The organism is Enterobacter sp. 200527-13, from assembly GCF_027924865.1.
Lineage (GTDB): Bacteria > Pseudomonadota > Gammaproteobacteria > Enterobacterales > Enterobacteriaceae > Enterobacter > Enterobacter ludwigii.
On record NZ_BSCM01000001.1, the window covers coordinates 1,451,810 to 1,477,361 of the forward strand.

Consider the following 25,552-nt stretch of genomic DNA (forward strand, 5'->3'; position numbering starts at 1 on the left):
TCATTTTGTGTGTCTTGACTTATTAAGTATTGTTGCTATTCCTTTATGTGGCAAATGTGATAAGTCTTAAAAACATTCGCTTTTGAAATCAAAAATATCGGTTAATCAGCGAAACGGTGATAGCCGCCATGAAGCGTCAAAGTGATAAGTTACCTGGGATAGATGAGAATTACCGATTGCTGATGTTTGAATATGGATTTCGTCAGGTGGGTTTTATTGTCCTGCTGGCCATTATCGTTGCGGCGATAGCGGGTTTCTTTTCAAGCGGAGTGGTGAGTGATACGCAAAGAACAAACTCGGCAAAGTCGCTGACCATCAACTACGAGCGCTTTGGCCGACGCCAGACGGAGTCGAAGATCCAACTTTCATTCCCGGTCAGAACAGAAGGGAAATACACCCTGAGTGTGACCAGCAAGAGCAACGATGTTTACGAGCCAGGAAGCGTTTGGCCGCAACCGGACAGCATGTTCAGTCGCGGGAATACGCTCTTTTTTGTTTATAACAACCTGAAAATGTCCGACAACTTCTCTGTCTTACTTTTCACGACCCCTGCACGCGCAGGTAAATGGGACAATGTCGTTCGCATAAACAACGAGCCGGAAATCCCTTTCTGGCAATTAATTTACCCGTAGGAGGCTGATATGGATATGGTCTTTCGTGCGCTGGCTATTTACCTGTTCCTCGTCGTGGTATTTAAAGTTGCCGGACGGCGCGCTTTGCTGCAGATGACCAGCTTTGATCTGATTCTCCTGTTAATTATCAGTGAGGCGACGCAACAGGCGCTGCTCGGGGAAGATTTTTCGGTCACCGGCGCAATGATTACCATTACCACGCTGGTGGTAGTGGATATTATCTTTGGGATAATGAAAAAATATTTCTCACCGGTAGAAAATATTCTTGATGGTACTCCGGTGATATTGGTTGAGAACGGCGTGCCGCTAGCAGATAAACTCAAAAAAGTCGACGTTTCCTGTGATGATATTCTGGTATCGGCACGCCAGAATAATGGTGTTACGCAGCTGAGTGAAATTAAATATGCCATTCTTGAGCGCAATGGACATATTTCAATCATTCCTTTTGAGAAGTAAGAGGCCACGAAATGAGCAACCTTCACCATGATAACAATTATACCGTCGCCGAACTGACCAAAAAAGTGGCGAGCAAATTGACAGACTTAGGGCTTCGCTTAACCACGGCAGAATCCTGCACCGGCGGAAAACTCTCCGTCGCCCTTTGTGCCGAAGAGAACACGGCCGAATTTTATGATGTCGGCCTGGTCGTGTTCAGTGACGGCGCAAAAGAGCGCATTCTGGGCGTGCGTCCTGAGACCCTTGAACGGTATACGGCCGTGAGTGAACAGACGGTAACCGAAATGGCCGCCCGGATCCTGGAGATTGCCCAGGCAGATGTCAGTATTGCCATCAGCGGTTATGCCGGGCCAGAAGGGGGCGACGATGGCACGGCGGCAGGGACCGTTTGCTTCGCCTGGAACCTTCGCGGACACACGGAAACCCGTACCGTCCTGTTTTCCGGCGACTGCCAGGATGTGGTTGAGAAGGCGGTGCAGTATTCATTGTCTGAATTAGTGACCAGATTATCCGGCTGGGATAACGAGTAAATTAACGCGGAGGTTCTATGGCTGTGATTGTCATTACCGGCGGTACGGCGGGTGTGGGAAAGGCAACGGCGCTGCACTTCGCAAAGGCAGGCTACGATGTGGGGATTATTGCCCGCGATGAGACAAGCCTGCACTCGACCCAGGAGGAGTTAACGCGTTTTGGCGTCAAAGCCTGTGCGGTACAGGCGGATGTCGCCGACAGCCAGGCGGTGGTGGACGCGGCAAACGAGATTGAATATCGTCTCGGCGCGATTGATGTGTGGGTTAACAATGCGATGGGTGCGGTGCTGGCACCGTTTCGTACCCTGACGCCGGATGAATTTCGCCGCGTCACTGACGTGACCTATCTTGGCTTCGTAAACGGAACCCGCGCCGCGCTGGAATTGATGGTGCCACGCGATCGCGGCGTGATTATTCAGGTCGGGTCCGCGCTGGCCTACCGCTCGATCCCGTTGCAATCGGCCTACTGCGGCGCCAAAGCGGCGATTCGGGGATTCACCGATGCGGTGCGCACGGAACTGATGCATGAGAACAGCCGGGTGCAGCTTTCAATGGTGCAGATGCCGGGGCTGAATACACCGCAGTTTGACTGGGCAAGAAACAAATTCGCCTGGTCTATGCGTCCGGTTCCGCCGGTGTTTGAGCCTGAAGTTGCCGCGAGCGCGATTTTTAAGGTCGCGCAAAAACCGGTGCGCGAACTGTGGGTGGGCAGCAGTACCATTCAGTCGATCGTCGGACAATTCCTCTTCCCGGGTTTCCTGGACCGGCTGATGGTGAAGAAGGCCTGGGAAGGTCAGATGACTGACGATCTGAATGACCGGGATCGGCAGGATTATCTCGACCAGCCGGTCAACGACCTGCACAAAATCCATGGGCGTTTTACCCCGGAAGCGAAAAACCGCGCCACGGCGATCACGTCAGGTGTGCCCGGGAAAGTCCTGTTAGGCTCCCTCGCGGTGGCGGGCGTTGTGCTGACGCGGCTGATGACCCGGCGTAAAAGGTAATCAGCGCAGCGCGCTACGGTTAGTCCAGAACCAGCGATAGCCGTAGCCGCTGAGGGTAAGCTGGACGGTTTTGCCACAGATCAGCGCGTCGTCATAGCGTTTATCCGCCAGGCAGGCGGTCCAGGTGGCGTGACGGATCCCGCGGGCGGTAAACTGGACCGGCTTGTCGCTAAAGTTAACGAAGGTCAGGATACTGCGCGCTTCGGCTTCGTAATAAATGCCCAGTACCGCGTCATCATCAATATTGATGAGACGAAACGGTGCGACAGCAATCTCCGGAAATTCAGAGCGCGTATTGGCCATGTCGATGATCCGGTGCAGCAGGGAATTGCGGTGCAGCAGGGAATCGGCCACGTTGATTTTCTGATAACGCCAGGGACCGCGATCGATGATCGGGGCGATAAACCGCTCAGGATCCGCTGCTGAAAAGCCACCGCCTTCTGACCCCGCCCACTGCATTGGCGTACGCACGGCATAGCGCTCTTCCAGCGTCAAATCATCACCCATGCCAATCTCATCGCCGTAGCGCATGACCGGCACGCCCGGGAGTGAGAAGAGCACCACGTGGCAGAACGCCAGCCGTTTTTGATCGCCCTTTAACATCGGTGCCAGACGGCGTCGTATCCCGCGCTGGTAGACGTTCATCTCTTCGTCAGGGGCGAAGGTGTCGACCACAATCTGTTTCTCTTTTTTACCGATCCCTTCCAGATCCAACTCATCGTGGTTGCGCAGCCAGTTGGCAAAGCAGCACGAGTCAGGCGGGACAATCATCTTCTTTATGGCATTGCGCAGCGGTCGGGCGCTTTTCCTGGCAAGGCTGACGTAGAAATACTTATTGAGCCAGAAATTCAGCACCAGATTCAGACGGTTATTTTCGCCGAAATAGTCTTTATACGCCTCCACGTCGACGTCCACCTCACCGAGCAGGATCGCTTCCGGATTACGTGCTTCAATAAGGCGGCGCATATGCTCCAGGATCCATAACCCCTTTTTCTCGTCACCGCCGCCTGCCTGCGCGGTCAGGTGCGTTGCGGCATCAAGGCGAAATCCCGACACCCCGAGCTTGAGCCAGAAGAGGATAATATTTTCGATCTCGTTGAGCAGCGCGGGGCAGGTCAGATTCAGGTCGGGCTCGTGGTGATAGAACATATGTCGGTAGTATTGCCCGGCCTCGTCATCCCATGTCCAGACGCTCTCTTCCACGCCGGGAAACATCGGGGAGGTATCGTCCTCGTTATTATCCGACCAGATGTAGTAGTCACGAAAAGGTGAAGTTGGGTTGCGGCGAGCCTGCTGAAACCACGGATGGGCGTCCGAGGTGTGCTGAATCAACAGCTCAATAATGACCTGCATACCCAGCTCCCGAGCCTGTTCAATAAAGGCGATAATGTCGGCCAGCTTTCCGAAGCGAGGATCAACCTGCAGATGGTCGCTGACGTCGTAGCCTTCATCCAGAAACGGGGTGAGGTAGAAAGGGGTGATCCAGATAACCGTCGCCCCCATGCGGCGAATGTAGCGCAATTTTGCGCCAATCCCGGCGATGTCCCCGCAGCCATCGCCGTTTAAATCATAAAAGAGTGCAGTATCAATCTGATAAATAATGGCTCGGGTATGCCAGTCTGCCATAGTTCACCTCAGTGATAACCTTCCGTGTCGGAAACTTTGCCCCGGAAAACGTAGTAGCTCCAGGCGGTGTACACCAGAATCACCGGAATAATCAGTAACGTTCCGACCAGCATAAATAGCTGGCTGGCCGGTGGTGCCGCAGCCTCCCACAGGGTAATGCGCGGCGGAATAATGTTAGGCCACAGGCTAATTCCCAGACCGCTAAATCCGAGGAAGATCAGCCCAAGGGTCAGCAGGAAGGGACGCGAGTGGCTGGCCGGGTTGCGCGTTAGTCGCCAGATCCACAGGCTAAACACGCCTACCAGCAGGGGAACCGGCAGGAACCAGATGAAGTTGGGGAAGGTAAACCAGCGGTCGGCAACGTACTGCCAGCCGAGCGGCGTCCAGATACTCACCACCGCGATCACCACCACCAGCGCCAGCAGCACGTGCCGGGTCAGCTCACGCATGCGGTTTTGCAACGCGCCTTCACTTTTCATGATAAGCCACGTAGTACCGAGCAGGGTGTAGGCCACTACCAGCCCGATGCCGCAGAAAAGATTGAAGGGCGTTAGCCAGTCAAGGGCGGAGCCGACAAAGCGCCGGCCCTCAACGTCAAAGCCGTTAATCACTGCTCCCACCACCACCCCCTGGCTGAAGGTGGCAAGCAAAGAGCCGCCGGCGAAGGCGTAGTCCCAGAATTTGCGGTGCGAAGGCGTTGCCTTAAAGCGGAACTCAAAGGCCACGCCGCGAAAGATAAGGCCAATTAACATGGCGGTAAGAGGGATGGTCAGCGCATCGATAATCACCGCATAGGCCAGCGGAAACGCGCCGAACAACCCCGCACCGCCGAGCACCAGCCAGGTCTCGTTGCCGTCCCACACCGGCGCTACGCTGTTGACCATTACGTCACGCTCTCTGGCATCGCCCACGAAGTTAAAAAGCAGCCCGATGCCCAAATCAAAGCCATCCATGATGATATACATCAGCGTGGCGAACACGATGATGGCAAACCAGATAACTGAGATATCGACGCCCATCAGTTTCTCTCCTGTTCCGGAACAGACTCAGCGGCAGACAGCGGACGGGCAGGGGTGCCCGAGGTATTTGACGTCAAGGTATCAACGGGCTGCGGACCTTTCTTGATAAGCCGAATCAGGTAGACGTAGCCCACGCCAAACACCGACGAATAGACCACAAAGAAGGCCAGCAGGCTAATGCTCATCTGCAGCGTGCTGTGCAGCGAGACCGCGTCGATCGTGCGCAGATAGCCATACACCACCCACGGCTGACGACCCACTTCGGTGGTGACCCAGCCGGCCAGCAGCGCTAGTAGGCCCGCCGGTCCCATGCACAGCGCGAACCAGTGGAAGGGCCGCGACTGGTAGAGTCGATGGCGATAGCGTAGCCAGACGCTGACCAGACCCAGCGTGATCATCAGCAGACCCATGCCGACCATAATGCGGAATGACCAGAAAACAATCGGTGAGTTCGGGCGATCTTCTTTCGGGAAATCTTTCAGGGCCGGGACCTGTTTATCCAGGCTGTGGGTCAGAATCAGACTGCCAAGGGCAGGAATTTCCAGCGCGTAGCGGGTGCGCTCCTGCTCCATATCCGGCAGGCCAAACAGCAGCAGCGGTGTCGCTTCGCCTGGCGGGTTCTCCCAGTGACCTTCGATGGCGGCAATTTTGGCCGGCTGGTGTTCGAGGGTATTCAGGCCATGCATATCACCGACGACGGCCTGAATGGGCGCGACCAGCAGGGCCATCCACATCGCCATGGAAAACATGGTGCGTATCGCGGGCGTGTCGTTGCCGCGCAGCAGATGCCATGCGCCCGACGCCCCCACAAACAGCGCGCTGCTCAGGAACGCGGCGATAGCCATGTGAATGAGACGGTAAGGGAAGGAGGGGTTAAAAATGATGGCCAGCCAGTCCTCTGGAATGACCTGACCGTTCTGAATACTGAACCCCTGGGGCGTGTGCATCCAGCTGTTGGAGGCGAGGATCCAGAAGGTGGACATCAGCGTACCCAGCGCGACCATACAGGTCGAGAAGAAGTGCAGGCCCGGGCCAACCTTGTTCCAGCCGAACAGCATCACGCCAAGAAAACCGGCTTCGAGGAAGAAGGCGGTTAAGACTTCATAGGTCAGGAGGGGGCCGGTGATACTGCCGGCAAACTGTGAGAATCCGCTCCAGTTAGTGCCGAACTGATAGGCCATGACCAGACCGGAAACGACCCCCATGCCGAAGTTAACGGCAAATATCTTTAGCCAGAAATGGTACAGCGAGCGCCACACCTCATTTTTGGTGCGAAGCCACATCCCTTCGAGCACCACCAGATAGCTGGCAAGACCGATGGTGATCGCCGGGAATAGAATATGAAACGAGACGGTAAAAGCGAACTGGATTCTGGCGAGGTGAAATGCGTCGAGCTCGAACATGGTCCGTACCTCTGGAACTGTTGCGCACGAGGATTGCCAGGCAGTCCTGGGCTGCCTGGCAAAATCGGTTACGGTTTTTTCTTCCCGGCACCCAGTTCGGCGCCGGTCAGCGGGTCGGAATGTGGATCGGACTTCGTGCGGGCCGACATCGCTTTGACCAGCGTGGCCTGTTCGGTCGTCAGCGTCACGCTTGCACTCCCGTCTCCGCCGTCAACGGCAGGTTGGGGGGATTCAACGTAGTCGAAATGTTTATCGCTGTTCCAGCTTCCGCGAACCTCTCCACCTTCAGACATATTGTAGTACTTGTTGGTGTATTCCTCGATTGGCGGCAGTTTTCCCGGAGGGAAATTATTACGAATGGACTGAAGCGCCTTCTCAAAGGAGAGCTGATGCGCTGCCTCACGCGTCATCAGAAACGCCAGCGCATCCTTCACGCCCGGATCGTCCGTGACGTTAATCAGCCGTTCATAGATGATCTTCGCTCGGGCCTCGGCAGCCACATTTGAGCGCAGATCGGCGGTCGGCTCGCCAATGGTGTCGACATAAGCCGCCGTCCACGGCACCCCGGCGGAGTTGGTCAACGGAGTACCGCCACCGTAAAGCAGGGAGGTGATATGGCTGTCGTTACCGTTTTCGGTCATGGACCGATACAGCTCGGCTTCATTTTCCACGCCCTCCGCCAGTGCGCCTTTAGCCCCTTTATTAAGCATACCCACCAGGGTACCGATAATTTCAAGGTGGCTTAACTCTTCGGTCGCGATATCCATCAGCATATCTTTACGACCCGGGTCGTCATCACTCAACCCCTGAGTAAAGTAACGGCAGGCGGCGGCCAGCTCGCCCTGAGGACCGCCGAATTGTTCCAGTAATAAATTGGCAAGGCCGGGATTCGGTTCGGCAACCCGAACCGTATATTGTAATTGTTTGACGTGTCGAAACATGTCTTCTCTCCTGAGGTTATTTTTTTGCTTCGACACCGGATGCGTCTGAACGCAGCAGGAACTGTTCGGTGGTCTGTGGAATGTGGCGAATCAGCCAGTCGGCCATCTCGCGCTCTTCCGCCAGGATACTTTCGATGGCGGGCACGGAAGCCATGTCGCCCGCTTTTTTGGCCGCGGCCAGCAGGGAGGTGTAGCAGGCTATTTCAAACTGTTCGAAAACATAGCCGCTGATAGACCCTTTGACGATCTCATCAGAGGGGAACATCCCGCCAATGGATTGTCCGAGCGCCGCCATTTTACTCATCGAATCTTTTAAAACCGAACGAGAAATATCATTACGGTCGAGGATCTCTTCCAGTAAGGTAATTTGTCGCTTTGTTTCACTAATATGCTGCTCAATTCTGGCGCGAACATCGGGATAATTATCGATACGGCTGGCCATGGATTCCAGCATAGATTCGGCTTGCTTTTCCATCGCATGGGCATCGCGTAGCCAGTCATGGTAGTGTTCTACGTGATTCATTATAATGTCCTCATTATGGTGTCGCTTATTTGGTCTCACTCTCAGCAGCCTGATCGGCACGCGCAGCACTGTAGCCAGATAAATGGCCGACAATATTGGCGTAGATACTGATGATAATGACCCATAGCACGCTGCTCTTCCACCATAAAACGGAAGGGATAGCGAGTATGAACCATATTATTGCTGCCGTTAAATGGCACCGTTTAATAGTCCTGGGACTGATGCTCATTTTATTTAACCTTTGCTATAACGTCATTTTTGCGCTTTTTGGTTAATATTGCCTACGGCCAGGTCGGTAAGTTTAAGATCGGTTTCTTTCTCTTCTTCCAGCGTTTCGGCCAGAAGTTTAACGGCTTTTTTATAGCCCAGTTGTTCTGCTAATGTGGCGAGGGTACCGTAACTGGCAATTTCGTAATGCTCCACTTTTTGTGCTGCGGCAATTAATGCGGCGTCACGCACCTCATTTTTATCGGTGCTCTCGATGACCTCATTGGCCTCTTCAATCAGGCCTTCCATTGCTACGCACTTCATACGTTTGAGCTTAAGGCCAGATTCTTGCTCGATAATCTGGTCGATACGCTCAATCTGTCCCTGCGTCTCTTCAAGGTGTGCACTAAAGGCTGCGCTCAGTTTTTCACTGGAGGCAGCACGAGCCAGTTTGCCGAGCGCGCGGGTCAGCTGCTTCTCAGCGCTGTAGGTATCGGACAGGAGGTGAATAAACACATCTTCGACACTTTTCATATTCATCATTACGCTCCGGTAAAATAAAGAAGGGGTACTGCGAGCCTGGAGGCCCGCAGCATGCTCTCTGTTTTAAATAAAAGAGATTTACATAAGATCAGGAGTTTTTACGGCCACCACCGTGGCTGTTTTCTCCTCCTTTCTTACCTGCTTCAGATGCGCGTTGCGGATCGTTTTTAAAATTACCGCCGCTGTGCTGGCCACCTTTACGTCCAGCTTCTGATGCTTTTTCACGGTCTTGTGCGAAATTACCGGAACCACCACGATGCTCTGCCATATTAAACCTCATATATTGGTTATGTCAGTTAAGATACGAAAATATTCCGTATCACTCGTCGTTCGAATAATAACTTTAGTCGGTGTTTCATATTCGTCAAATATGTTTTGTAAACCATCGCTTCGTTGCTGAGATATTTCTGATGGTTAACGCTTCGTTTAATATGAATATATCCTGGATGGCTTGCGGTTAACTGCCTGTCTTCATGGAGTTAATCCGCGAGCCGCAGGGGATAACTGTTTTTCTTGCATTGTTTATGCCTGAAACGCATGCGGCAGTCTAAAAATTACAGATTAATCTTAAGGAGAAATATTGAAAATCCGCTTGTTGCGTTAACGAAATAAGATATATGCCACTAATATTTGTTTTTAATGAGATATTACCTCTTAAGATAATGCTATTTATTACCTCTTAATGGTTAAGCGATGAGGTTATTAATAATACAGTTTGATCAGAAAACGCTTTATTTAGAGAAGGTGAATCTACATTTAGAGAAGGTGAATCTGCCAGGTCATATGGGTGTCAGGGCAGGCCAGCACACGCTTTAACCACTCCTGTCTTAAGATCACAAATCGGAAATTCTTCCCCCCAGAGGGAACGGGTTTCTCTACACTCCAGGTAATATTCACTGGAGGCATGACATCATGGCGAACACCATCACGGCTGATGATATTCGGGAACACTTTTCGCAGGCTATGTCGGCGATGTACCAGCAGGAAGTTCCGCAGTACGGCACCTTGCTCGACCTGGTTGCGGACGTAAACCTGGCGGTTCTGGAAAATAACCCACTATTACATGAACAACTGGCGAACGCGGATGAACTGGCGCGCCTGAATGTGGAGCGTCACGGGGCGATCCGCGTGGGTACCGCGCAAGAGCTTTCGACCTTGCGTCGTATGTTTGCCATTATGGGGATGTACCCGGTCAGCTATTATGACCTCTCTCAGGCGGGCGTGCCCGTCCACTCCACGGCGTTCCGCCCGGTCGATGATGCGGCGCTGTGCCGAAATCCGTTTCGTATCTTTACCTCGCTGCTGCGCCTCGAATTGATTGACAACGTCGTCCTGCGTGAGCGTGCCGCGGAGATCCTGTCTCACCGCAATATCTTTACCCCGCGTTGTCTGGAGCTTATCGCGCTGCATGAGGCAGAAGGGCACTTTACGGATGCCCAGGCGCAGGCGTTTGTGCAAGAGGCGTTAGAAACCTTCCGCTGGCATCGTCATGCGACGGTCGACCAGGAGACCTATCTGGCATTGCATAACGAGCACCGACTGATTGCGGATGTGGTCTGTTTCCCGGGTTGCCATATCAACCACCTCACGCCACGTACGCTGGATATTGACCGGGTGCAGGAGCTGATGCCGAAGTACGGGATTGAACCCAAAATTCTGATTGAAGGACCACCGCGCCGCGAGGTTCCCGTATTACTGCGCCAGACTAGCTTTAAAGCGCTGGAAGAGCCGGTGCTGTTTGCCGGGGAGCATACAGGAACGCATACCGCGCGCTTTGGCGAAATTGAACAGCGCGGCGTGGCGCTGACGCCAAAAGGTCGTGCGCTTTATGACAGCCTGCTTGCAGAGGCCGGTACCGGTAAAGACAACATGACGCACCAGCTCCATTTGCGCGAGATCTTCAGCGCCTTCCCGGACAGCGAATTGTTGATGCGCCGTCAGGAACTCGCCTATTTCCGCTATCGCCTGACGCCATCCGGGGAAGCGCATCGACATGCGTTTCGTCCGGGAGACGATCCACAGCCGTTAATTGAGCGCGGGTGGGTTGTCGCTCAGCCGATCACCTATGAAGATTTCCTCCCGGTCAGCGCCGCAGGGATTTTCCAGTCGAATCTGGGCAATGAAACCCAGGCGCGTAGCCACGGTAACGCCAGTCGCGACGCGTTCGAAGCGGCGCTGGGTTGCCCGGTGTACGATGAGTTCATGCTCTATCAGGAGGCTGAAATCCGCAGCAAACAGCGTTGCGGTTTGCTCTGAAATCGTTACTCTTCTGGGGTGTGATGGAAACAGAAGGTTGTTATGCAAAATCCCTCCGCCCCTGTGATTGAAACGCGCCAGGGCGCACTGTCTGGTTTAACGGATGAAAACGTACATCTCTGGTGTGGTATTCCCTATGCGGCGCCTCCCGTTGGCAACTGGCGCTGGCGTTCGCCACGGCCGCCTGAACGCTGGGAGGGGCTGCGTCTGGCCACCGCTTTTTCGCCCTCAAGCTGGCAGAACAGTGAGTATTGCCAGGCGTTAGGCGGTGGCGATCCCGGCCGGTTCTCAGAAGATTGTCTGTATCTTAACGTCTGGTCACCCGTCGAGCGGCCGGCGCCGCTTCCCGTCATGGTCTGGCTGCACGGCGGGGGGTTTACCATTGGCGCGGGTGGCCTGCCGCCCTATAACGGTAAGGCGCTGGCAACGCGCGGCGTGGTGGTTGTGACGATCAATTACCGTCTTGGTCACCTTGGCTTCTTTGCCCATCCCGCGCTGGAAGGAGAAGAAGACCGGGTGGTGCATAACTTTGCGCTGCTGGATCAGATTGCCGCCCTTGAATGGGTTCGGGAGAATATTGCCGCTTTCGGTGGCGATCCTGACAACGTCACCCTGTTTGGTGAATCCGCCGGCGCGCGCAGCGTGCTGTCGCTGCTGGCGTCTCCGCTGGCGAAGGGACTCTTCCACAAAGCGATTGTGCAAAGCGGATACACCCTGCCGGATACGCCGCGGGAACAGGCCCTGCAAAAAGGGGAAGCGCTGGCGGCGCATTTCGGCCTTGAGGAAGCGTCAGCAGATCAGTTACGTGCCATTCCCCCCGAAGCGTTCTGGCCGCTGGCCGCGCCGCTGAACATCGCCCCGGCACCCATCGTCGGAGACTGTGTTCTGCCGGAATCAATGCTCGATGTGTTCTTTGCCGCGCGTCAGCATCCTGTTCCGGTGATGATTGGGTCGAACAGTGACGAAGCCAGCGTGATGGCGGTATTTGGTATCGATCTCGCCGGTCAGATCCAGAAGCTTCGCCGTGAACGTCGTTTTGGACTGGGGCTGATCAAACTGCTCTATCCGGGTGTGAAAGGGGATGTGGAGCTTGGCAGGCAGGTGTGCCGGGATATGGCTTTTACCACCATGGGATATGTGGTGATGCAGGCCCAGCAGCGCGTGGGCGGCTTGTGCTGGCGTTACTGGTTCGACTATGTGGCGGAAGCAGAGCACGCAACCTATATCAACGGTGCCTGGCACGGTAATGAGGTGCCGTACGTGTTTGACACCCTTGGTGAGATTGAGCCTTCCTGCCACTACGTTAATGCGCGAGACCGGCAATTCGCAGCGCAGGTTGCAGATTATTGGGTGAGCTTTGCGCGTGACGCCGGTCACCGGGAAAGTCTTCCTGGCCCGACGCACTGGCCGGCCTGTCGAAAAGGAAGGGACGTGCTGCTACGTATCGGCGTGAATAAACATGCAGGTTTCAGGCTTGAAAACCGCTTTATGCGCGCGCGCATGAGCCTCTTTAAGCGCGTTATGAAACACCATGTGAGCCTCGACTGAGCAGGCATGCGCGAAACGCCGCCAGCCCATTTTCCTGGCCAGGCGATTCGCGCAGAACCAGTCTGTAGCTCGCACCCGTTTTAATGCTGCTCGCAAAAGGCCGCGCCAGCCTCCCGGCGCGGACGTCTTCTTCCACCAGTGTTTCGTCAGCAATGGCCACCCCCAGCCCCTGAATGGCGGCCGTGATGGCAAGGTCCATCGTGTCGAAGTGTTGATTTTTATGCATAACAACCCCTGGGCATTCCTGCTTCGCCAGCCACAATGACCAGTCTGTCTTATCCCGTGTCGGGTGAAGGAAGGTTAACGCACCCAGTTCGCAACCTGCTCGCAGGGGGCTCATTACCGGGGTTAACGCCTCTTCAAACAGCAGATCGCCCGCGCTCATATGGGTGCCAAATACAATGGCCGCGTCGTAAGATTCCGTTTTGAAATTGACGTTATGGTCGGTAGTGGTGGTCAATGCGATCTGCAGATCCGGCTGCTCGCGCTCCACCTCCAGCAGACGAGGCACCAGCCAGCGCATGGCGCAGGTGGGTGCTTTGAGTCGGATCACGGTTTGCTGGGTACGGGCCCGATCGGCCAGGGTCAGCAGCGTTTCAAAAGTGGATTGCAATTCCGGAAGCAGGGCGCTGCCCTGTGGGGAGAGGCGCAGGCCGCGCGCATGGCGCTCAAACAGCGGAAAGCCGAACCACGCTTCAAGGGTGGCGATTTTGCGACTTACGGCTCCCTGCGTCAGACAGAGCTCTGTTGCGGCATGGGTCAGATTCAGATGACGCGCGGTGACTAAAAAGGCGTCGATGGCATTAAGCGGGAGCGAACGGCGCGACATTAAACACCTCAGGTATGCGTTTTTCTCATGGCTATTATGACAACAATTCGATTGTCCCGACAACTGACTTGTTGTTTGAATAGTTATGCATTCATCATGAGAAAGGAAAGAGGATGACGTTACACACTCCGGTGCACACCCGTTCCAAATTACCCGATGTGGGGACCACGATTTTTACCGTTATCGGCCAGCTCTCCGCCCGGCATAACGCCATCAATCTTTCTCAGGGTGCACCCAATTTTTCCTGCGATCCCAAACTGGTCGCCGGGGTGACCCGGGCGATGGAGGCAGGGCACAACCAGTACGCGGCAATGACCGGCCTGCAGCCGCTTAAAGAGCGTATTGCGGATAAAATTGCCACCCTCTACGGCACGCACTATGACCCGGCCAGCGAAGTGCTGGTCACCGCCAGTGCCAGTGAAGGACTCTATTCGGCGATCAGCGGGCTGGTGCACCCGGGCGACGAAGTGATCTACTTTGAACCGTCGTTTGACAGTTACGCCCCGATTGTTCGCCTGCAGGGGGCCACGCCGGTTGCCATTAAACTGACGGTGCCGGATTTTGCCGTCAACTGGGATGAAGTCCGTGCGGCGATCACCCCGCGTACGCGCATGATTATCATCAATACCCCGCACAACCCGAGCGGGCAGGTCTTCTCAGCAGAGGACCTGCAGCAGCTGGTGGCGGTGACCCGCAATACCGATATCATTATTTTGTCTGACGAAGTGTACGAACACGTCGTCTTTGATGGTGAACCGCACCACGGTATGGCGACACATCCGCAGCTGGCGGAGCGTAGCGTCATTATCTCTTCCTTCGGAAAAACCTATCACGTGACCGGCTGGCGTGTGGGTTACTGTGTTGCTCCGGCGGTACTGATGGATGAGATTTGTAAAGTCCATCAATTTCTGATGTTTTCGGCCGATACGCCAATGCAGCATGCGTTTGCAGAACACATGATTGACCCGCAAACCTGGCTGTCGCTGGCGGCGTTTTATCAGCGCAAACGCGATCTGCTGCAAAGTTTGCTGGAGGCATCACCGTTCAGACTCTTGCCGAGCGCCGGTTCGTTTTTCCTGCTGGCCGACTACAGCCAGTTTAGCGATGAGCGCGACAGTGAACTGGTGAAACGGCTGATCGTTGAGTATGGAGTGGCCACCATTCCGCTGTCGGCGTTTTATGCGGATGGTACGGATAATAAATTGATTCGTCTCTCTTTTGCGAAAGATGAGGCGACGTTACGGGCAGGTGCCCAGGCCCTGTGTCGGGTTAAACCACGCTAAGGAGTTGGAGATGAAATTACGCGCGTTAGTTGTCGGCATGGGATTGCTGTGTACGTTTTCGTCATTCGCGGCCACCGAACTGCGGTACGGGCTGGAGGCAGAATATCCGCCGTTTGAAAGCCGAAATGCTGCTGGCGAACTGGAAGGGTTTGACGTTGAGCTGGGCAATGCCATCTGCAAAGCCGCAGCGCTGAAATGCACCTGGGTTGAAACCTCTTTTGATGCGTTAATACCGGGCCTGGTGGCGAAGAAATTTGATGCCATTAACTCGGCGATGAACATCACCGAACAGCGACGTAAAAGTATTGATTTTACCCAGCCGATTTACCGCATCCCATCGCAGCTCGTTGGCAAGGCCGGTACCGCGGTAGAGGCAACGCCCGCGGGGCTTAAGGGCAAAACCATCGGTGTCCTGCAGGGCTCTATTCAGGAAACCTACGCGAAAGAGCACTGGGAAAAGCAGGGTGTCACCGTGGTGTCTTATAAAGATCAGAATATGGCCTGGGGCGATCTGCTGAATGGCCGTATCGACGCCTCGCTGGTTATGTCCGCGGCCGGGCAGGCAGGTTTCCTCAGCAAGCCGCAGGGGAAAGGGTTTGGCTTTATCGGCAAACCGGTGTCGGACGACACTATCCTCGGCAGTGGGATCGGCTTTGGGTTGCGTAAAGGGGACGAGGCCACCAAAAAGCAACTTGATGCCGCAATTGATAAAGTGCGTGCCGATGGCACTATCGCTAAACTCGCTGATAAGTACTTCCCAGGTATCGATGTCAGCGTAAAATAACCGCCTCATTTGCCCCGACTGACGATGTCCAGCCGGGGCATTTTTATACACGTCTTTATACCTTTCTTTACACCTTTTTCGGGTCGTTCTGGTCGACAGAAAATATTTCGCACTTTGTACAGATAATCGCCGCCCAACAATTGGATTCTTAACCATTTTTGTTTAGGCTGTGCGTTCTTTCTTGCCGTCATTTCGCCGAGTGCGAAACACATTCACACGACCATAAGGACGTTTTTCCAGGCATGAATCGCAGACGTTTTCTAAAAGGCTCGCTGGCAATGGCAGCCCTGAGCGGCACAACTGGCCTTGCTTCCCTGTTTTCCAAAGCGGCTTACGCTGCTGACTCTGACATTGCTGACGGTCAGAGCCGTCGTTTTGACTTCTCCGTACTGCAATCCATGGCCCATGACCTGGCGAAAACCCCATGGGGCGGAGCACCGCGACCGTTACCGGACACGCTGGCGACCATGACGCCGCAGGCCTATAACGCCATCCGTTACGATGAAAAACAGTCACTGTGGAATAACATTGAAGGCCGTCAGCTGGATGTGCAGTTCTTCCATATGGGCATGGGTTTCCGTCGCCGCGTGCGCATGTTCTCGCTGGATCAGTCAACGTCACAGGCGCGCGAAATCCACTTCCGTCCTGAGCTGTTCAGCTACGGTGAAACCGGTGTTGATACGAAGCAGCTGGAAGGGCAAAGCGATCTTGGGTTTGCCGGTTTCCGCGCCTTCAAGGCACCGGAACTGGCGCGTCGCGATATCGTCTCATTCCTGGGGGCGAGCTATTTCCGTGCGGTTGATGATACCTATCAGTATGGTCTTTCCGCGCGGGGTCTGGCGGTGGATACCTTTACCGACACGCCGGAAGAGTTCCCTGACTTCACCGCGTTCTGGTTCGAAACCGTCAAACCGGGCGACACTACCTTCACCGTCTATACGCTGCTGGACAGCCCAAGCATCACCGGTGCGTATAAGTTCGTGATCCACTGCGAGAAGAGCCAGGTGATCATGGAGGTGGAAAACCATCTCTATGCGCGTAAAGACATTAAGCAGCTCGGCATTGCGCCGATGACCAGTATGTTCAGCTGCGGTACAAACGAACGCCGCATGTGCGATACCATCCACCCGCAAATTCATGACTCCGACCGTCTCGCCATGTGGCGCGGTAACGGGGAGTGGATTTGCCGTCCGCTGAACAACCCGCAGAAGCTGCAGTTCAATGCGTTTGTGGACAAAAACCCGAAAGGGTTCGGCTTGCTTCAGCTCGATCGCGATTTCTCGCATTATCAGGACGTCATGGGCTGGTATAACAAACGCCCAGGCCTCTGGGTGGAGCCGCGTAACGACTGGGGTAAAGGTGCGGTTGGCCTGATGGAGATCCCGACAACGGGTGAAACACTGGATAACGTGGTCTGCTTCTGGCAGCCAGAAAAACCGGTGAAAGCGGGCGATGAGCTGGACTTTAAATACCGTCTTTACTGGAGCGCCATGCCGCCGGTCCGTTCCCCACTGGCGAATGTCTTCGCGACCCGCACCGGTATGGGTGGGTTCCCGGAAGGCTGGGCGCCGGGCGAAAACTACCCGAAAGTGTGGGCCCGTCGCTTTGCTATCGACTTCGTCGGGGGCGATCTGAAGGCTGCCGCGCCAAAAGGCATTGAGCCGGTCATTACCCTCTCCAGCGGTGAAGCGAAGCAGGTTGAGATCCTCTACGTTGAGCCGTTTGACGGCTATCGCATTCTGTTCGACTGGTATCCTACCTCGGATTCGACCGAACCGGTGGACATGCGCCTGTTCCTGCGCTGTCAGGGGGATGCGATCAGTGAGACCTGGCTGTATCAGTATTTCCCGCCTGCGCCGGACAAACGAAACTACGTTGACGATCGCATCATGCGTTGACCATTTATTCCCTCTCCCCGGCGGGGAGAGGGTGACGGGAAGGGACCATGACCGCCACTGAATCTGAAATTATCCCGGTGACTGACTATCTCGAGCTTCGCGCCGTCGAAGAGCGCTATACTGCCGGTCTGCACAACACGGTCATCAGAAACAAAGCCTGGCTGCAAACCGCCTTTGACTGGGCGCAGCATGTGGGCACCGAAGATGACACCCGTCGTAATGTGCTGAGTAATCAGATGCTGCACCAGCGCCGCTACGCCAAAATGTTTCTGATTTTCAAGGATGAGGACCTGGTCGGCGTGCTGTCGTTTAATGCGATTGAACCCGCCAACAAAGCCGGATACATCGGTTACTGGCTGGACGAGGCGCATCAGGGACAGGGCATTCTGTCGCAGGCGCTGCAGGCGTTTATGCGCTATTACGTCGAGCGAGGCGAGATCCGCCGTTTTGTCATTAAGTGTCGGGTGGCGAATAAACCCAGCAACAACGTTGCCCTGCGCAACGGTTTTACGCTGGAGGGGTGCCTGCGGGAAGCAGAGTTCCTGAATGGCCGTTTTGACGATGTGAATATCTACGGCAAAATTTACCCGCTATAACGCCCCCAATAGAGGCGTACGGGTGATGCGCTGGTCGCCGTTAATCACCTTTTCGCCGCGCAGGTGGATGTTCTCACCGGCAAAAGCCTCAATCACCGCATCGTCGGTGATTTCAACCCGATGCTCAATAAGCACATCGCCGCTGATGCGCGCCCGTCCCTGGATCACGACCTTATCGTCAAGCAGGATAGGGCCGCCGCGCAGCCAGGCCTGACCGCCAATCAGGACGTGGTGTTTAATGACACAATTTCCTTCCACCACCGCGTTTTCAGCCACCTGAGAGCTGTAGCGGACGGTAGGGATGGCATCGTCGTCAAAACCGGCAATGACGCGGGCGTTACCGTACACTTTTGCGCAGTCACATACCCAGACGTTATTGAGATCGTTGCCTTCGAGGATGGCGCTGTCGAAAACTTCCGCCCGGTGTTCAACGAAGGCATAATTAACCATTGCCTCGCCGTAGATTTGCGCCTGATGCACAATGCGTGACTGGCTCACCGTCGCCTTGTCATAAATTTTCAGGATCTGCTCATGGTCCGGCGTAAGCCCTTTGGCAGCAATCACCACGCTGTTATGAAGCACCCGCGCCTCGCCGAAAATATGGCATTCGCCGCGTACGCAGGATTGCTGTATCGTGACGTTGTCACTTATGCGCGCACCGTGACTGACCTCTGCGCCGTCCAGCCAGCAGTTGTCGCCAATCTGCGCGTGATGACTGACGATGCAAGGCAGGGTAAGGCGCGCGTTGCCGGACACCGTCGCACCGGCAAAGACGACGCTGCTTTCATCGTAGATCCAGCAGTCGCCTTCGTGCGCGAGGGCGCTCTCATCTTCCACCCAGCCGCCTTTCGTGCCGCTCACGATGTCGTTAAAATTCGCCGTGGCAATAATCTGTCGTAACGACGTCGTGTGCGTTGTCTCGCCGTTTTTCCATTGCCAGAGGCGGGTGTCCTCGCTGAGCCTGTACTTTTTCATCATGGAGTCTCGGGTAAGCGTCTCCACTAAACGTAGCAAACTTTCGGCGTTTCGTAGTGCTGGCATCCGTCGCGGAAACCCCTTAAAATGGCATTTAAAATACATTTTAAAAATTCAAATTAATGAATAAAAATAACAACGCTCAACAAGTGCTTAACCTGCCCGCGGGTTACTTCGGTATGGTGCTTGGCATCATTGGGATGGGGTTCGCCTGGCGATACGCCAGCACGCTCTGGCACGTGACGCGCTGGCCTGGTGAGAGCCTGGTGGCCCTTGCGATTGTGATTTGGTTTTTGCTGACGGTGGCGTTTATCACCCGGGCGATCTGTTTCCCGCAAAGTGTGCTGGCCGAGATGCGCCACCCGGTGATGAGCAGTTTTGTCAGCCTTTTTCCCGCCACAACGATGCTGGTCGCCATCGGTTTTGTGCCCTGGCTGCGCCCGGTGTCACTGGTGTTATTTGGCGTCGGGGTGGTGATACAGCTGGCTTATGCTGCCTGGCAAAGCGCCGGATTATGGCGCGGTAACCATCCGCAAGAGGCCACCACGCCGGGGTTATACCTGCCCACGGTAGCAAACAACTTTATCAGCGCCATGGCGTGCGGCGCGCTGGGGTTTAACGATGCCGGGCTGGTGTTTCTCGGGGCGGGCGTTTTTTCCTGGCTCAGCCTTGAGCCGGTGATTTTGCAACGACTTCGTAGCGCCGGGGAGTTGCCTTCCGCGCTGCGAACCTCGCTGGGTATTCAGCTGGCTCCCGCGCTGGTGGCCTGCAGCGCCTGGTTTAGCGTCAATGGCGGTGAGGCGGATACATTCGCCAAAATGCTGTTCGGCTACGGCCTGTTGCAACTGCTGTTTATGTTACGGCTGATGCCATGGTATTTGTCCCAGCCGTTTAACGCCTCGTTCTGGAGCTTCTCGTTTGGCGTGTCGGCCCTGGCCACCACGGGGCTTCATCTTGGGCAGAGCAGTCCGTCGGGCTTTTTCCACGCCATTGCCATCCCACTGTTTATCTTTACCAATGTCATCATCGGGATGCTGCTGGTACGAACGTTTATCTTGCTGATACAGGGCAAACTTCTGGTGCGCACTGATAAAGCGCTGCTTATGCAATCTGAGGAAAAATAATGGCTGTTGATGAAAATTACTTCACAGAGAAATATGGCTTAACCCGTACGCACTCAGAAGTGCTGTACAGCGCGGGCATTGTGAAACCGGGTAAAACGCTGGATCTGGGCTGTGGTAACGGGCGTAACAGCCTCTATCTGGCAGCCAACGGTTACGACGTGACCGCGTGGGATAAAAATCCCCTGAGTATCGATAATATTGAGCGCATCAAAGCGGAAGAAGGCATCGTAAACCTGCAGACGGCAATCAAAGATCTGAACAACCTGAGCTTTGAGGGCGAATACGATTTTATTCTCTCTACCGTGGTGCTGATGTTCCTGGAAGCGAAAACCATTCCGGGCCTGATCGGCAATATGCAGCGCTGCACCAGACCCGGCGGTTATAACCTGATTGTTGCCGCGATGGACACGGCGGATTACCCGTGCACCGTCGGCTTCCCGTTTGCGTTCAAAAGCGGTGAACTGAGCAACTACTACGAGGGCTGGGCGTTGCTCAAGTACAACGAAGAGGTGGGCGAACTGCACCGCACAGACGAGAACGGTAACCGCATCAAACTGCGTTTTGCCACGCTGCTGGCGCGCAAGCCCGCTTAACGGGCGGCCAGCAGGCAGAGCTGCAGGGCCGTGTTGTATGAGGCCTCGAACGACGACAGCGGCAAAAACTCAAACTTTGAGTGGAAGTTATGCGCGCCGGTGAAGAAGTTTGGCGTGAGCAGGCCTTTTGCCGAGAGCGCTGCGCCGTCAGTACCGCCGCGCATTGGCGTCGGTTTGGGCGTGATCCCAAGGGATTCTATGGCCTCAAACATCAGGTCGATAGCGCGACGATCCTCACCAATCGCATTGCTGATATTGCTGTAGGTATCTTCAATGCGATACTCCACCTTTGCCGTAGGATGCTGTCCGGCAATCAACGCCGCGACATCGGCAATCTGCTGCTTGCGGGCGGCAAACTGTGCTTTATCGAAATCACGGATATTCGCTTTTAAGACGGCCTCGTTTTGCCCCGCCTGAATGCCGTTAAACCAGATATAGCCTTCACGCCCCTCGGTGCATTCCGGGGTTTGCTGGCGGTCAAAATGGCTGATGAAGTCTGTCGCCATCAGCAGTGGGTTAACCAGCACGCCTTTGGCGGACATGGGGTGAGCCGTTACGCCGGTAAAGCGAATTTCTGCCGCCGCGGCGTTGAAGTTCTCGTAAACAATCTCACCCAGCTCACAGCAGTCGATGGTCCAGGCAAAATCAACGTCAAAACGGTTTAGATCCAGCGCCTTCGCGCCACACAGGCCGATCTCCTCATCCGGCACAAACGCGACCACAATGTCGCCATGCTGGTGTTCTGGCGTCAGGTTTTCCAGCAGCGTCATGACCACGGTGACGGCGGCTTTATTATCTGCGCCTAATACGCTGGTCCCGTCGCTGAAAATAATCTCTTCACCCGGGTAAGCCAGAATTTCCGGATGCTCTTTTACGCGTAACCAGATTGATTTCTCTTTATTCAAACAGAGGTCTTCACCCGTAAATTTTAATATTTGTGGATGAATATCCGGTGATAAACCGACATCGACGGTATCAATATGGGTAATAAAACCGATGCGTGGCGCCCCGGCTACATTACCTTTTTTAACCGCAGTAACCGTCGCGTATTCATCAATCACAATGTCGTCTAAACCCAGCTGCGCCAGCTCCTGGGCCAGCTCACGCGCCATGTCGTGCTGGCCCGGCGTAGAGGGAAGGGTGTTCACTCTGGGATCGCTCTGGCTGGTGATGGCGAGATAGCGGAAGAAGCGGTGCGTTAATTGTCTGGAGAGTGCCGAGCCCATAGTGATTCCTTCTGTATTTATTTTTCAGGTGTTTGCTACATCACTTTAATGATATTTATGAAATGGCAAAAGAATTAATTAGCCGTCGAATTAAAAAGACAGGAATAAATGATGAAAAGCAAACTCACAATGTTAACGCTGGCACTTACTGCGCTCACGGTCAGTTCCACCGTCGCGGCAAAAACGCTGGTGTATTGCTCTGAAGGATCGCCGGAAAATTTTAATCCTCAGTTATACACGTCGGGAACCAGCGTGGATGCCAGTGCCGTGCCGGTCTATAACCGGCTGGTCGATTTCAGGGCGGGTACAACGGAACTGGTCCCGAGCCTCGCGGAACGCTGGGAGGTGAGCGAGGACGGCAAGGTTTATACCTTCCATCTACGTAAAGGGGTGAAATTCCAGAGTAATAAATCGTTCAGGCCGACGCGCGACTTTAACGCCGACGACGTGATTTTCTCGTTTATGCGCCAGAAGGATGTAAATCATCCCTATCACAACGTCTCTAACGGCAGCTATTCCAACTTCGAGAGCCTTGAGTTCGGTAGCCTGATCACGGCCATTGATAAAGTCGATGACCACACCGTACGCTTTACGCTCGCCCATCCGGAAGCGCCGTTTGTCGCCGATCTGGCGTGGTATTTCGCCTCGATCCTGTCGGCGGAGTATGCCGACGCGATGCTGAAAGCCGGCACGCCGGAAAAGGTGGATATGGACCCGATTGGCACCGGGCCGTTTAAGCTGGCGCAGTACCAGAAAGATTCGCGCATCCTGTTCACTGCGTTTCCGGAGTACTGGCAGGGCAAATCGAAGCTGGATCGGCTGGTGTTTAGCATCACGCCCGATGCCTCGGTGCGTTTTGCCAAAATCGAGAAGAACGAATGTCAGGTGATGCCGTTTCCAAACCCGGCGGACCTGCCGCGCATGAAGGCTAACAAAGACATTAATCTGATGAGTAAAGCCGGGCTGAATACCGGTTTTCTGGCCTTCAATACGCAAAAACCTCCGCTGGATAACGTGAAGGTTCGCCAGGCGCTGGCAATGGCCATCAATAAGCCGGCCATTATTGACGCGGTATTCCACGGCACCGGCACGGCGGCGAAAAACCTGCTGCCACCCGGCGTCTGGAGCGCCGACAGCGAACTGAAGGATTACGACTACGATCCGGAAAAAGCGAAAGCGTTGTTGAAGGAGGCTGGTTTTGCAAACGGCATCAGCATCGATTTATGGGCGATGCCGGTTCAGCGTCCCTACAATCCTAACGCAAAACGGATGGCGGAGATGATTCAGGCCGACTGGGCGAAGGTTGGCGTCCAGACCAAAATCGTCACCTATGAATGGGGTGAGTATCTTAAGCGGGTGAAGGGCGGTGAACACCAGGCCGCGCTGATGGGCTGGACGACCGCAACCGGCGACCCGGACAACTTCTTTGGTCCGTTATTTACCTGTACTTCGGCTAACGGTGGATCTAATTCCGCCAAATGGTGCTACAAACCATTTGATAAAATTATCGCTGAAGCGAAATCGATAACCGATCATGATAAACGCGTGGCGCTGTATAAAGAGGCCCAGCAGATGATGCATGACCAGATGCCGGCAGTAATGATTGCCCATTCGACGATTTTTGAACCGGTGCGCAAGGAAGTCACGGGCTATGAAATCGATCCGTTCGGCAAGCATTTGTTCTGGCAGGTTGATATTAATCAGTAGTTTTTCACTGCCCGGCGTTCAGTCGGGCAATCTTTTCGCAATTTGTGCTGCTTACATCATTTTTTGTCACAACAAACCCGCCAGACTTTTGCTATAACTTCAAATGCATACTTGCAGATAACATGGAATACCATCATGCGTACTCACACTTTTTTTAAAGTTGCAGTGCTTTCTGGTCTGTTGGCGTTAGCGGGTTGTTCGTCTAAAGTCGCCGCCCCCGAACAATATTCAGGCTTTTTAAAAGATTATTCTGGATTGCAGCAAACAACGTCCGCAACGGGTAAACCGACGCTGCGTTGGGTCGACCCGTCGTATAACGAGGCAAATTACGACAGTATTTTATGGACGCCAATCACCTATTATCCAGCGCCAAAACCAACGACCCAAATTGGTCAAAAAACGCTTGATGAACTTCTGGCTTATACCAACACCAAAATGAAAGCGGCAATCAGCCAGCGTAAACCTGTTGTTACGACGCCAGGTAAACACAGCCTGATCTTCCGCGGTGCGATTACCGGTGTGAGTTCACAGAAAGAAGGTCTGCAGTTCTATGAAGTAGTGCCCGTCGCGTTAGTGGTTGCAGGTACGCAGATGGCAACGGGGCACCGCACCATGGATACCCATCTCTTCTTCGAAGGTGAGCTGATTGATTCGGCGACGAATAAGCCGGTCATGAAGGTCGTGCGTAAAGGCGAAGGTAAAGAGCTGGCGAACGAAAACACGCCAATGGGCTTTGCAACGTTAAAACAGGTTGTGGATGACATGGCGACGGATGCCACCATGTTTGATGTTAAGAAAACCGCGAAATAATCAAAACGGCCTGCAGCAATGCAGGCCTTTTTTTATGCCATACGCAAACGTCTGAACCAGGTTTCCGGTTTCGTAAACATCACCATATTCCCGCCCAGAATCAGCAGTAATCCAATGATGCCGTTGAGATGCCACACGTAACCTTCATAGACCGTGGAGATGGACAGCGCCACCAGCGGGAAGAGCAGCGTACTGTATGCCGCTTTGCCCGGGCCAATGCGTCCCACCAGCGTGAAGTAGGCGCCAAAAGCGATGACCGAACCAAAAATGGCGAGATAAAGCAGCGCACCAATGTAACTCACCGTCCATTCGGGGATAAAACTGTCACCCCTGAACAGGGCAATGCAGCCCATAATGACCGTACCGTAAAACATCGCCCAGGCGTTGGTGGTCATGGTCTCCAGCCCTTTTCGCTGGTGGCGCATGCTGATCATATTGCCCAGCGAGAACCCGTAGGTCCCCAGTGCTGAAAGGCCAATCCCCGTCAGCAGTGAGGCACTCCAGCCACTCGCCAGCAGGTCGTCCCAGAAGAGGGTGATGATCCCGATAAGCCCCAGGGCCGCCGCCGTCCAGAAGCGTGCGGGTGGGCGCTGACCGAAGAAAATAAAGCTGTTGATGGCGTTATACAGTACGGCCATCGAGAAAATCACCGACTCCAGCCCGGTATTAATGTGCGCGGCGGCGGTATAAAAACACCAGAAGTTGAAGCAAAAAACGCAGCATCCTTGCAGCATGCAAAAGAGATGATCCCGCAAGGCCAGCTTACGAAGCCGGCGCAGGGCAATTAAGACGATCATTATCGTGGCGCAGGCCACGGCAAAACGCCAGAAAATTGACACCGGGGCTGCGACTGGCCCCTGTTGCAGGAAAATGGCAATCCAGGTTGTTCCCCATATCACCACCACCAGTCCATAGAGTAATGCGTTCATTGTTGCTCTCTTCTCACACAGCGAAAAGTGCAGTCTGGCGCGAGTGGCATGACATTGCTTTCACCGATTTGCGGTGGACTTGCATATTCTTGCGCTTTTTTGTGGCTGCA

Annotated in this window: 26 protein-coding genes; 14 read left to right on the forward strand and 12 right to left on the reverse strand. The window is 54.4% G+C overall.

Features of this window, described 5'->3' with window-relative positions; translation table 11 throughout:
• The first annotated feature begins 128 nt into the window (after positions 1-128).
• The 4 genes from QMG44_RS06840 to QMG44_RS06855 are packed head-to-tail and all read left to right on the forward strand — an operon-like array spanning position 129 to position 2,622.
• Positions 129-632 carry a hypothetical protein gene (locus QMG44_RS06840; protein ID WP_086532537.1) on the forward strand — a complete coding sequence of 168 codons (504 nt, stop codon included), beginning with the start codon at positions 129-131 and terminating at the stop codon, positions 630-632.
• 9 nt (positions 633-641) lie between these two features.
• Positions 642-1,088, forward strand: a complete 447-nt coding sequence (locus QMG44_RS06845) for a DUF421 domain-containing protein (protein ID WP_020884195.1) — start codon at positions 642-644, stop codon at positions 1,086-1,088.
• Between the two features lie 11 nt (positions 1,089-1,099).
• On the forward strand, positions 1,100-1,618 hold the full coding sequence (locus QMG44_RS06850) for a 2-oxo-tetronate isomerase (RefSeq protein ID WP_014169998.1): 519 nt from the start codon (positions 1,100-1,102) through the stop codon (positions 1,616-1,618).
• A 17-nt stretch (positions 1,619-1,635) separates the two neighbouring features.
• On the forward strand, positions 1,636-2,622 hold the full coding sequence (locus QMG44_RS06855) for an SDR family oxidoreductase (RefSeq protein ID WP_050736767.1): 987 nt from the start codon (positions 1,636-1,638) through the stop codon (positions 2,620-2,622).
• On the opposite strand, the gene QMG44_RS06860 is transcribed toward QMG44_RS06855, so the two are convergent.
• The 8 genes from QMG44_RS06860 to QMG44_RS06895 all read right to left on the reverse strand — a co-directional run bounded on the left by QMG44_RS06860 (position 2,623) and on the right by QMG44_RS06895 (position 9,152).
• Positions 2,623-4,248: an alpha-amylase family protein gene (locus QMG44_RS06860; protein ID WP_086532536.1), complete on the reverse strand. Its 1,626-nt coding sequence runs from the start codon at positions 4,246-4,248 to the stop codon at positions 2,623-2,625.
• Positions 4,249-4,256: 8 nt separating this feature from the next.
• Positions 4,257-5,267 (reverse strand): cytochrome d ubiquinol oxidase subunit II, encoded by a 1,011-nt coding sequence (cydB, locus tag QMG44_RS06865; protein WP_047955589.1) that lies wholly within the window; start codon positions 5,265-5,267, stop codon positions 4,257-4,259.
• On the reverse strand, positions 5,267-6,670 hold the full coding sequence (locus QMG44_RS06870; protein ID WP_020884191.1) for a cytochrome ubiquinol oxidase subunit I: 1,404 nt from the start codon (positions 6,668-6,670) through the stop codon (positions 5,267-5,269). The genes cydB and QMG44_RS06870 overlap by 1 nt, the downstream gene beginning before the upstream one ends.
• 68 nt (positions 6,671-6,738) lie before the next feature.
• Positions 6,739-7,611: a manganese catalase family protein gene (locus QMG44_RS06875; RefSeq protein ID WP_020884190.1), complete on the reverse strand. Its 873-nt coding sequence runs from the start codon at positions 7,609-7,611 to the stop codon at positions 6,739-6,741.
• A gap of 16 nt (positions 7,612-7,627) precedes the next feature.
• Complete coding sequence (locus QMG44_RS06880) at positions 7,628-8,134, reverse strand: ferritin-like domain-containing protein (RefSeq protein ID WP_014170004.1); 507 nt, start codon at positions 8,132-8,134, stop codon at positions 7,628-7,630.
• 25 nt (positions 8,135-8,159) lie between these two features.
• Positions 8,160-8,363 (reverse strand): hypothetical protein, encoded by a 204-nt coding sequence (locus QMG44_RS06885; RefSeq protein ID WP_020884189.1) that lies wholly within the window; start codon positions 8,361-8,363, stop codon positions 8,160-8,162.
• Between the two features lie 23 nt (positions 8,364-8,386).
• Positions 8,387-8,881 carry a ferritin-like domain-containing protein gene (locus QMG44_RS06890; protein ID WP_044860041.1) on the reverse strand — a complete coding sequence of 165 codons (495 nt, stop codon included), beginning with the start codon at positions 8,879-8,881 and terminating at the stop codon, positions 8,387-8,389.
• A gap of 91 nt (positions 8,882-8,972) precedes the next feature.
• Positions 8,973-9,152, reverse strand: coding sequence for a general stress protein (locus QMG44_RS06895; RefSeq protein ID WP_020884187.1), 180 nt, complete (start codon positions 9,150-9,152; stop codon positions 8,973-8,975).
• A gap of 644 nt (positions 9,153-9,796) precedes the next feature.
• Here QMG44_RS06895 and QMG44_RS06900 point away from each other — a divergent pair.
• Entirely contained in the window at positions 9,797-11,140 is a 1,344-nt protein-coding gene (locus QMG44_RS06900) for a VOC family protein (RefSeq protein ID WP_014170009.1), read from the forward strand.
• Between the two features lie 42 nt (positions 11,141-11,182).
• A complete protein-coding gene (locus QMG44_RS06905) occupies positions 11,183-12,688 on the forward strand; it encodes a carboxylesterase/lipase family protein (protein ID WP_086532535.1) in 1,506 nt (501 codons plus the stop codon).
• Here the strand turns inward: QMG44_RS06905 and QMG44_RS06910 are convergent.
• A complete protein-coding gene (locus QMG44_RS06910; RefSeq protein WP_086532534.1) occupies positions 12,660-13,517 on the reverse strand; it encodes a LysR family transcriptional regulator in 858 nt (285 codons plus the stop codon). The two genes, QMG44_RS06905 and QMG44_RS06910, sit on opposite strands and share 29 nt — an antisense overlap.
• Positions 13,518-13,630: 113 nt before the next feature.
• On the opposite strand from QMG44_RS06910, the gene QMG44_RS06915 reads away from it, so the two are divergent.
• The 4 genes from QMG44_RS06915 to rimL all read left to right on the forward strand — a co-directional run bounded on the left by QMG44_RS06915 (position 13,631) and on the right by rimL (position 18,078).
• The gene (locus QMG44_RS06915; RefSeq protein WP_014170012.1) at positions 13,631-14,800 is read left to right on the forward strand and encodes a pyridoxal phosphate-dependent aminotransferase; all 1,170 of its coding nucleotides are present in this window, start codon (positions 13,631-13,633) and stop codon (positions 14,798-14,800) included.
• Positions 14,801-14,810: 10 nt separating this feature from the next.
• Entirely contained in the window at positions 14,811-15,584 is a 774-nt protein-coding gene (locus QMG44_RS06920) for a transporter substrate-binding domain-containing protein (protein ID WP_025204230.1), read from the forward strand.
• Positions 15,585-15,826: 242 nt separating this feature from the next.
• Positions 15,827-17,482, forward strand: coding sequence for a glucan biosynthesis protein D (locus QMG44_RS06925; RefSeq protein WP_025204228.1), 1,656 nt, complete (start codon positions 15,827-15,829; stop codon positions 17,480-17,482).
• A 47-nt stretch (positions 17,483-17,529) separates the two neighbouring features.
• A complete protein-coding gene (gene rimL, locus QMG44_RS06930; protein WP_281853010.1) occupies positions 17,530-18,078 on the forward strand; it encodes a 50S ribosomal protein L7/L12-serine acetyltransferase in 549 nt (182 codons plus the stop codon).
• Here the strand turns inward: rimL and ydcK are convergent.
• A complete protein-coding gene (ydcK, locus tag QMG44_RS06935) occupies positions 18,073-19,053 on the reverse strand; it encodes a YdcK family protein (protein ID WP_086532931.1) in 981 nt (326 codons plus the stop codon). The two genes, rimL and ydcK, sit on opposite strands and share 6 nt — an antisense overlap.
• Positions 19,054-19,175: 122 nt before the next feature.
• Here ydcK and tehA point away from each other — a divergent pair, with 122 nt between their 5' ends.
• Both tehA and tehB read left to right on the forward strand, forming a co-directional pair.
• On the forward strand, positions 19,176-20,177 hold the full coding sequence (gene tehA / locus QMG44_RS06940; protein WP_086532531.1) for a dicarboxylate transporter/tellurite-resistance protein TehA: 1,002 nt from the start codon (positions 19,176-19,178) through the stop codon (positions 20,175-20,177).
• Complete coding sequence (tehB, locus tag QMG44_RS06945) at positions 20,177-20,770, forward strand: tellurite resistance methyltransferase TehB (protein ID WP_032678133.1); 594 nt, start codon at positions 20,177-20,179, stop codon at positions 20,768-20,770. The genes tehA and tehB overlap by 1 nt, the downstream gene beginning before the upstream one ends.
• Here the strand turns inward: tehB and pepT are convergent.
• Positions 20,767-21,996, reverse strand: coding sequence for a peptidase T (gene pepT, locus QMG44_RS06950; RefSeq protein WP_049022856.1), 1,230 nt, complete (start codon positions 21,994-21,996; stop codon positions 20,767-20,769). The two genes, tehB and pepT, sit on opposite strands and share 4 nt — an antisense overlap.
• Positions 21,997-22,107: 111 nt before the next feature.
• On the opposite strand from pepT, the gene QMG44_RS06955 reads away from it, so the two are divergent.
• On the forward strand, positions 22,108-23,703 hold the full coding sequence (locus QMG44_RS06955) for an ABC transporter substrate-binding protein (protein WP_086532530.1): 1,596 nt from the start codon (positions 22,108-22,110) through the stop codon (positions 23,701-23,703).
• 135 nt (positions 23,704-23,838) lie between these two features.
• Positions 23,839-24,513 carry a DUF3313 domain-containing protein gene (locus QMG44_RS06960; RefSeq protein WP_020884175.1) on the forward strand — a complete coding sequence of 225 codons (675 nt, stop codon included), beginning with the start codon at positions 23,839-23,841 and terminating at the stop codon, positions 24,511-24,513.
• A gap of 32 nt (positions 24,514-24,545) precedes the next feature.
• Here QMG44_RS06960 and QMG44_RS06965 read toward each other — a convergent pair whose 3' ends face one another.
• Positions 24,546-25,442 (reverse strand): DMT family transporter, encoded by an 897-nt coding sequence (locus tag QMG44_RS06965; protein WP_014170023.1) that lies wholly within the window; start codon positions 25,440-25,442, stop codon positions 24,546-24,548.
• Between the last annotated feature and the right edge of the window lie 110 nt (positions 25,443-25,552).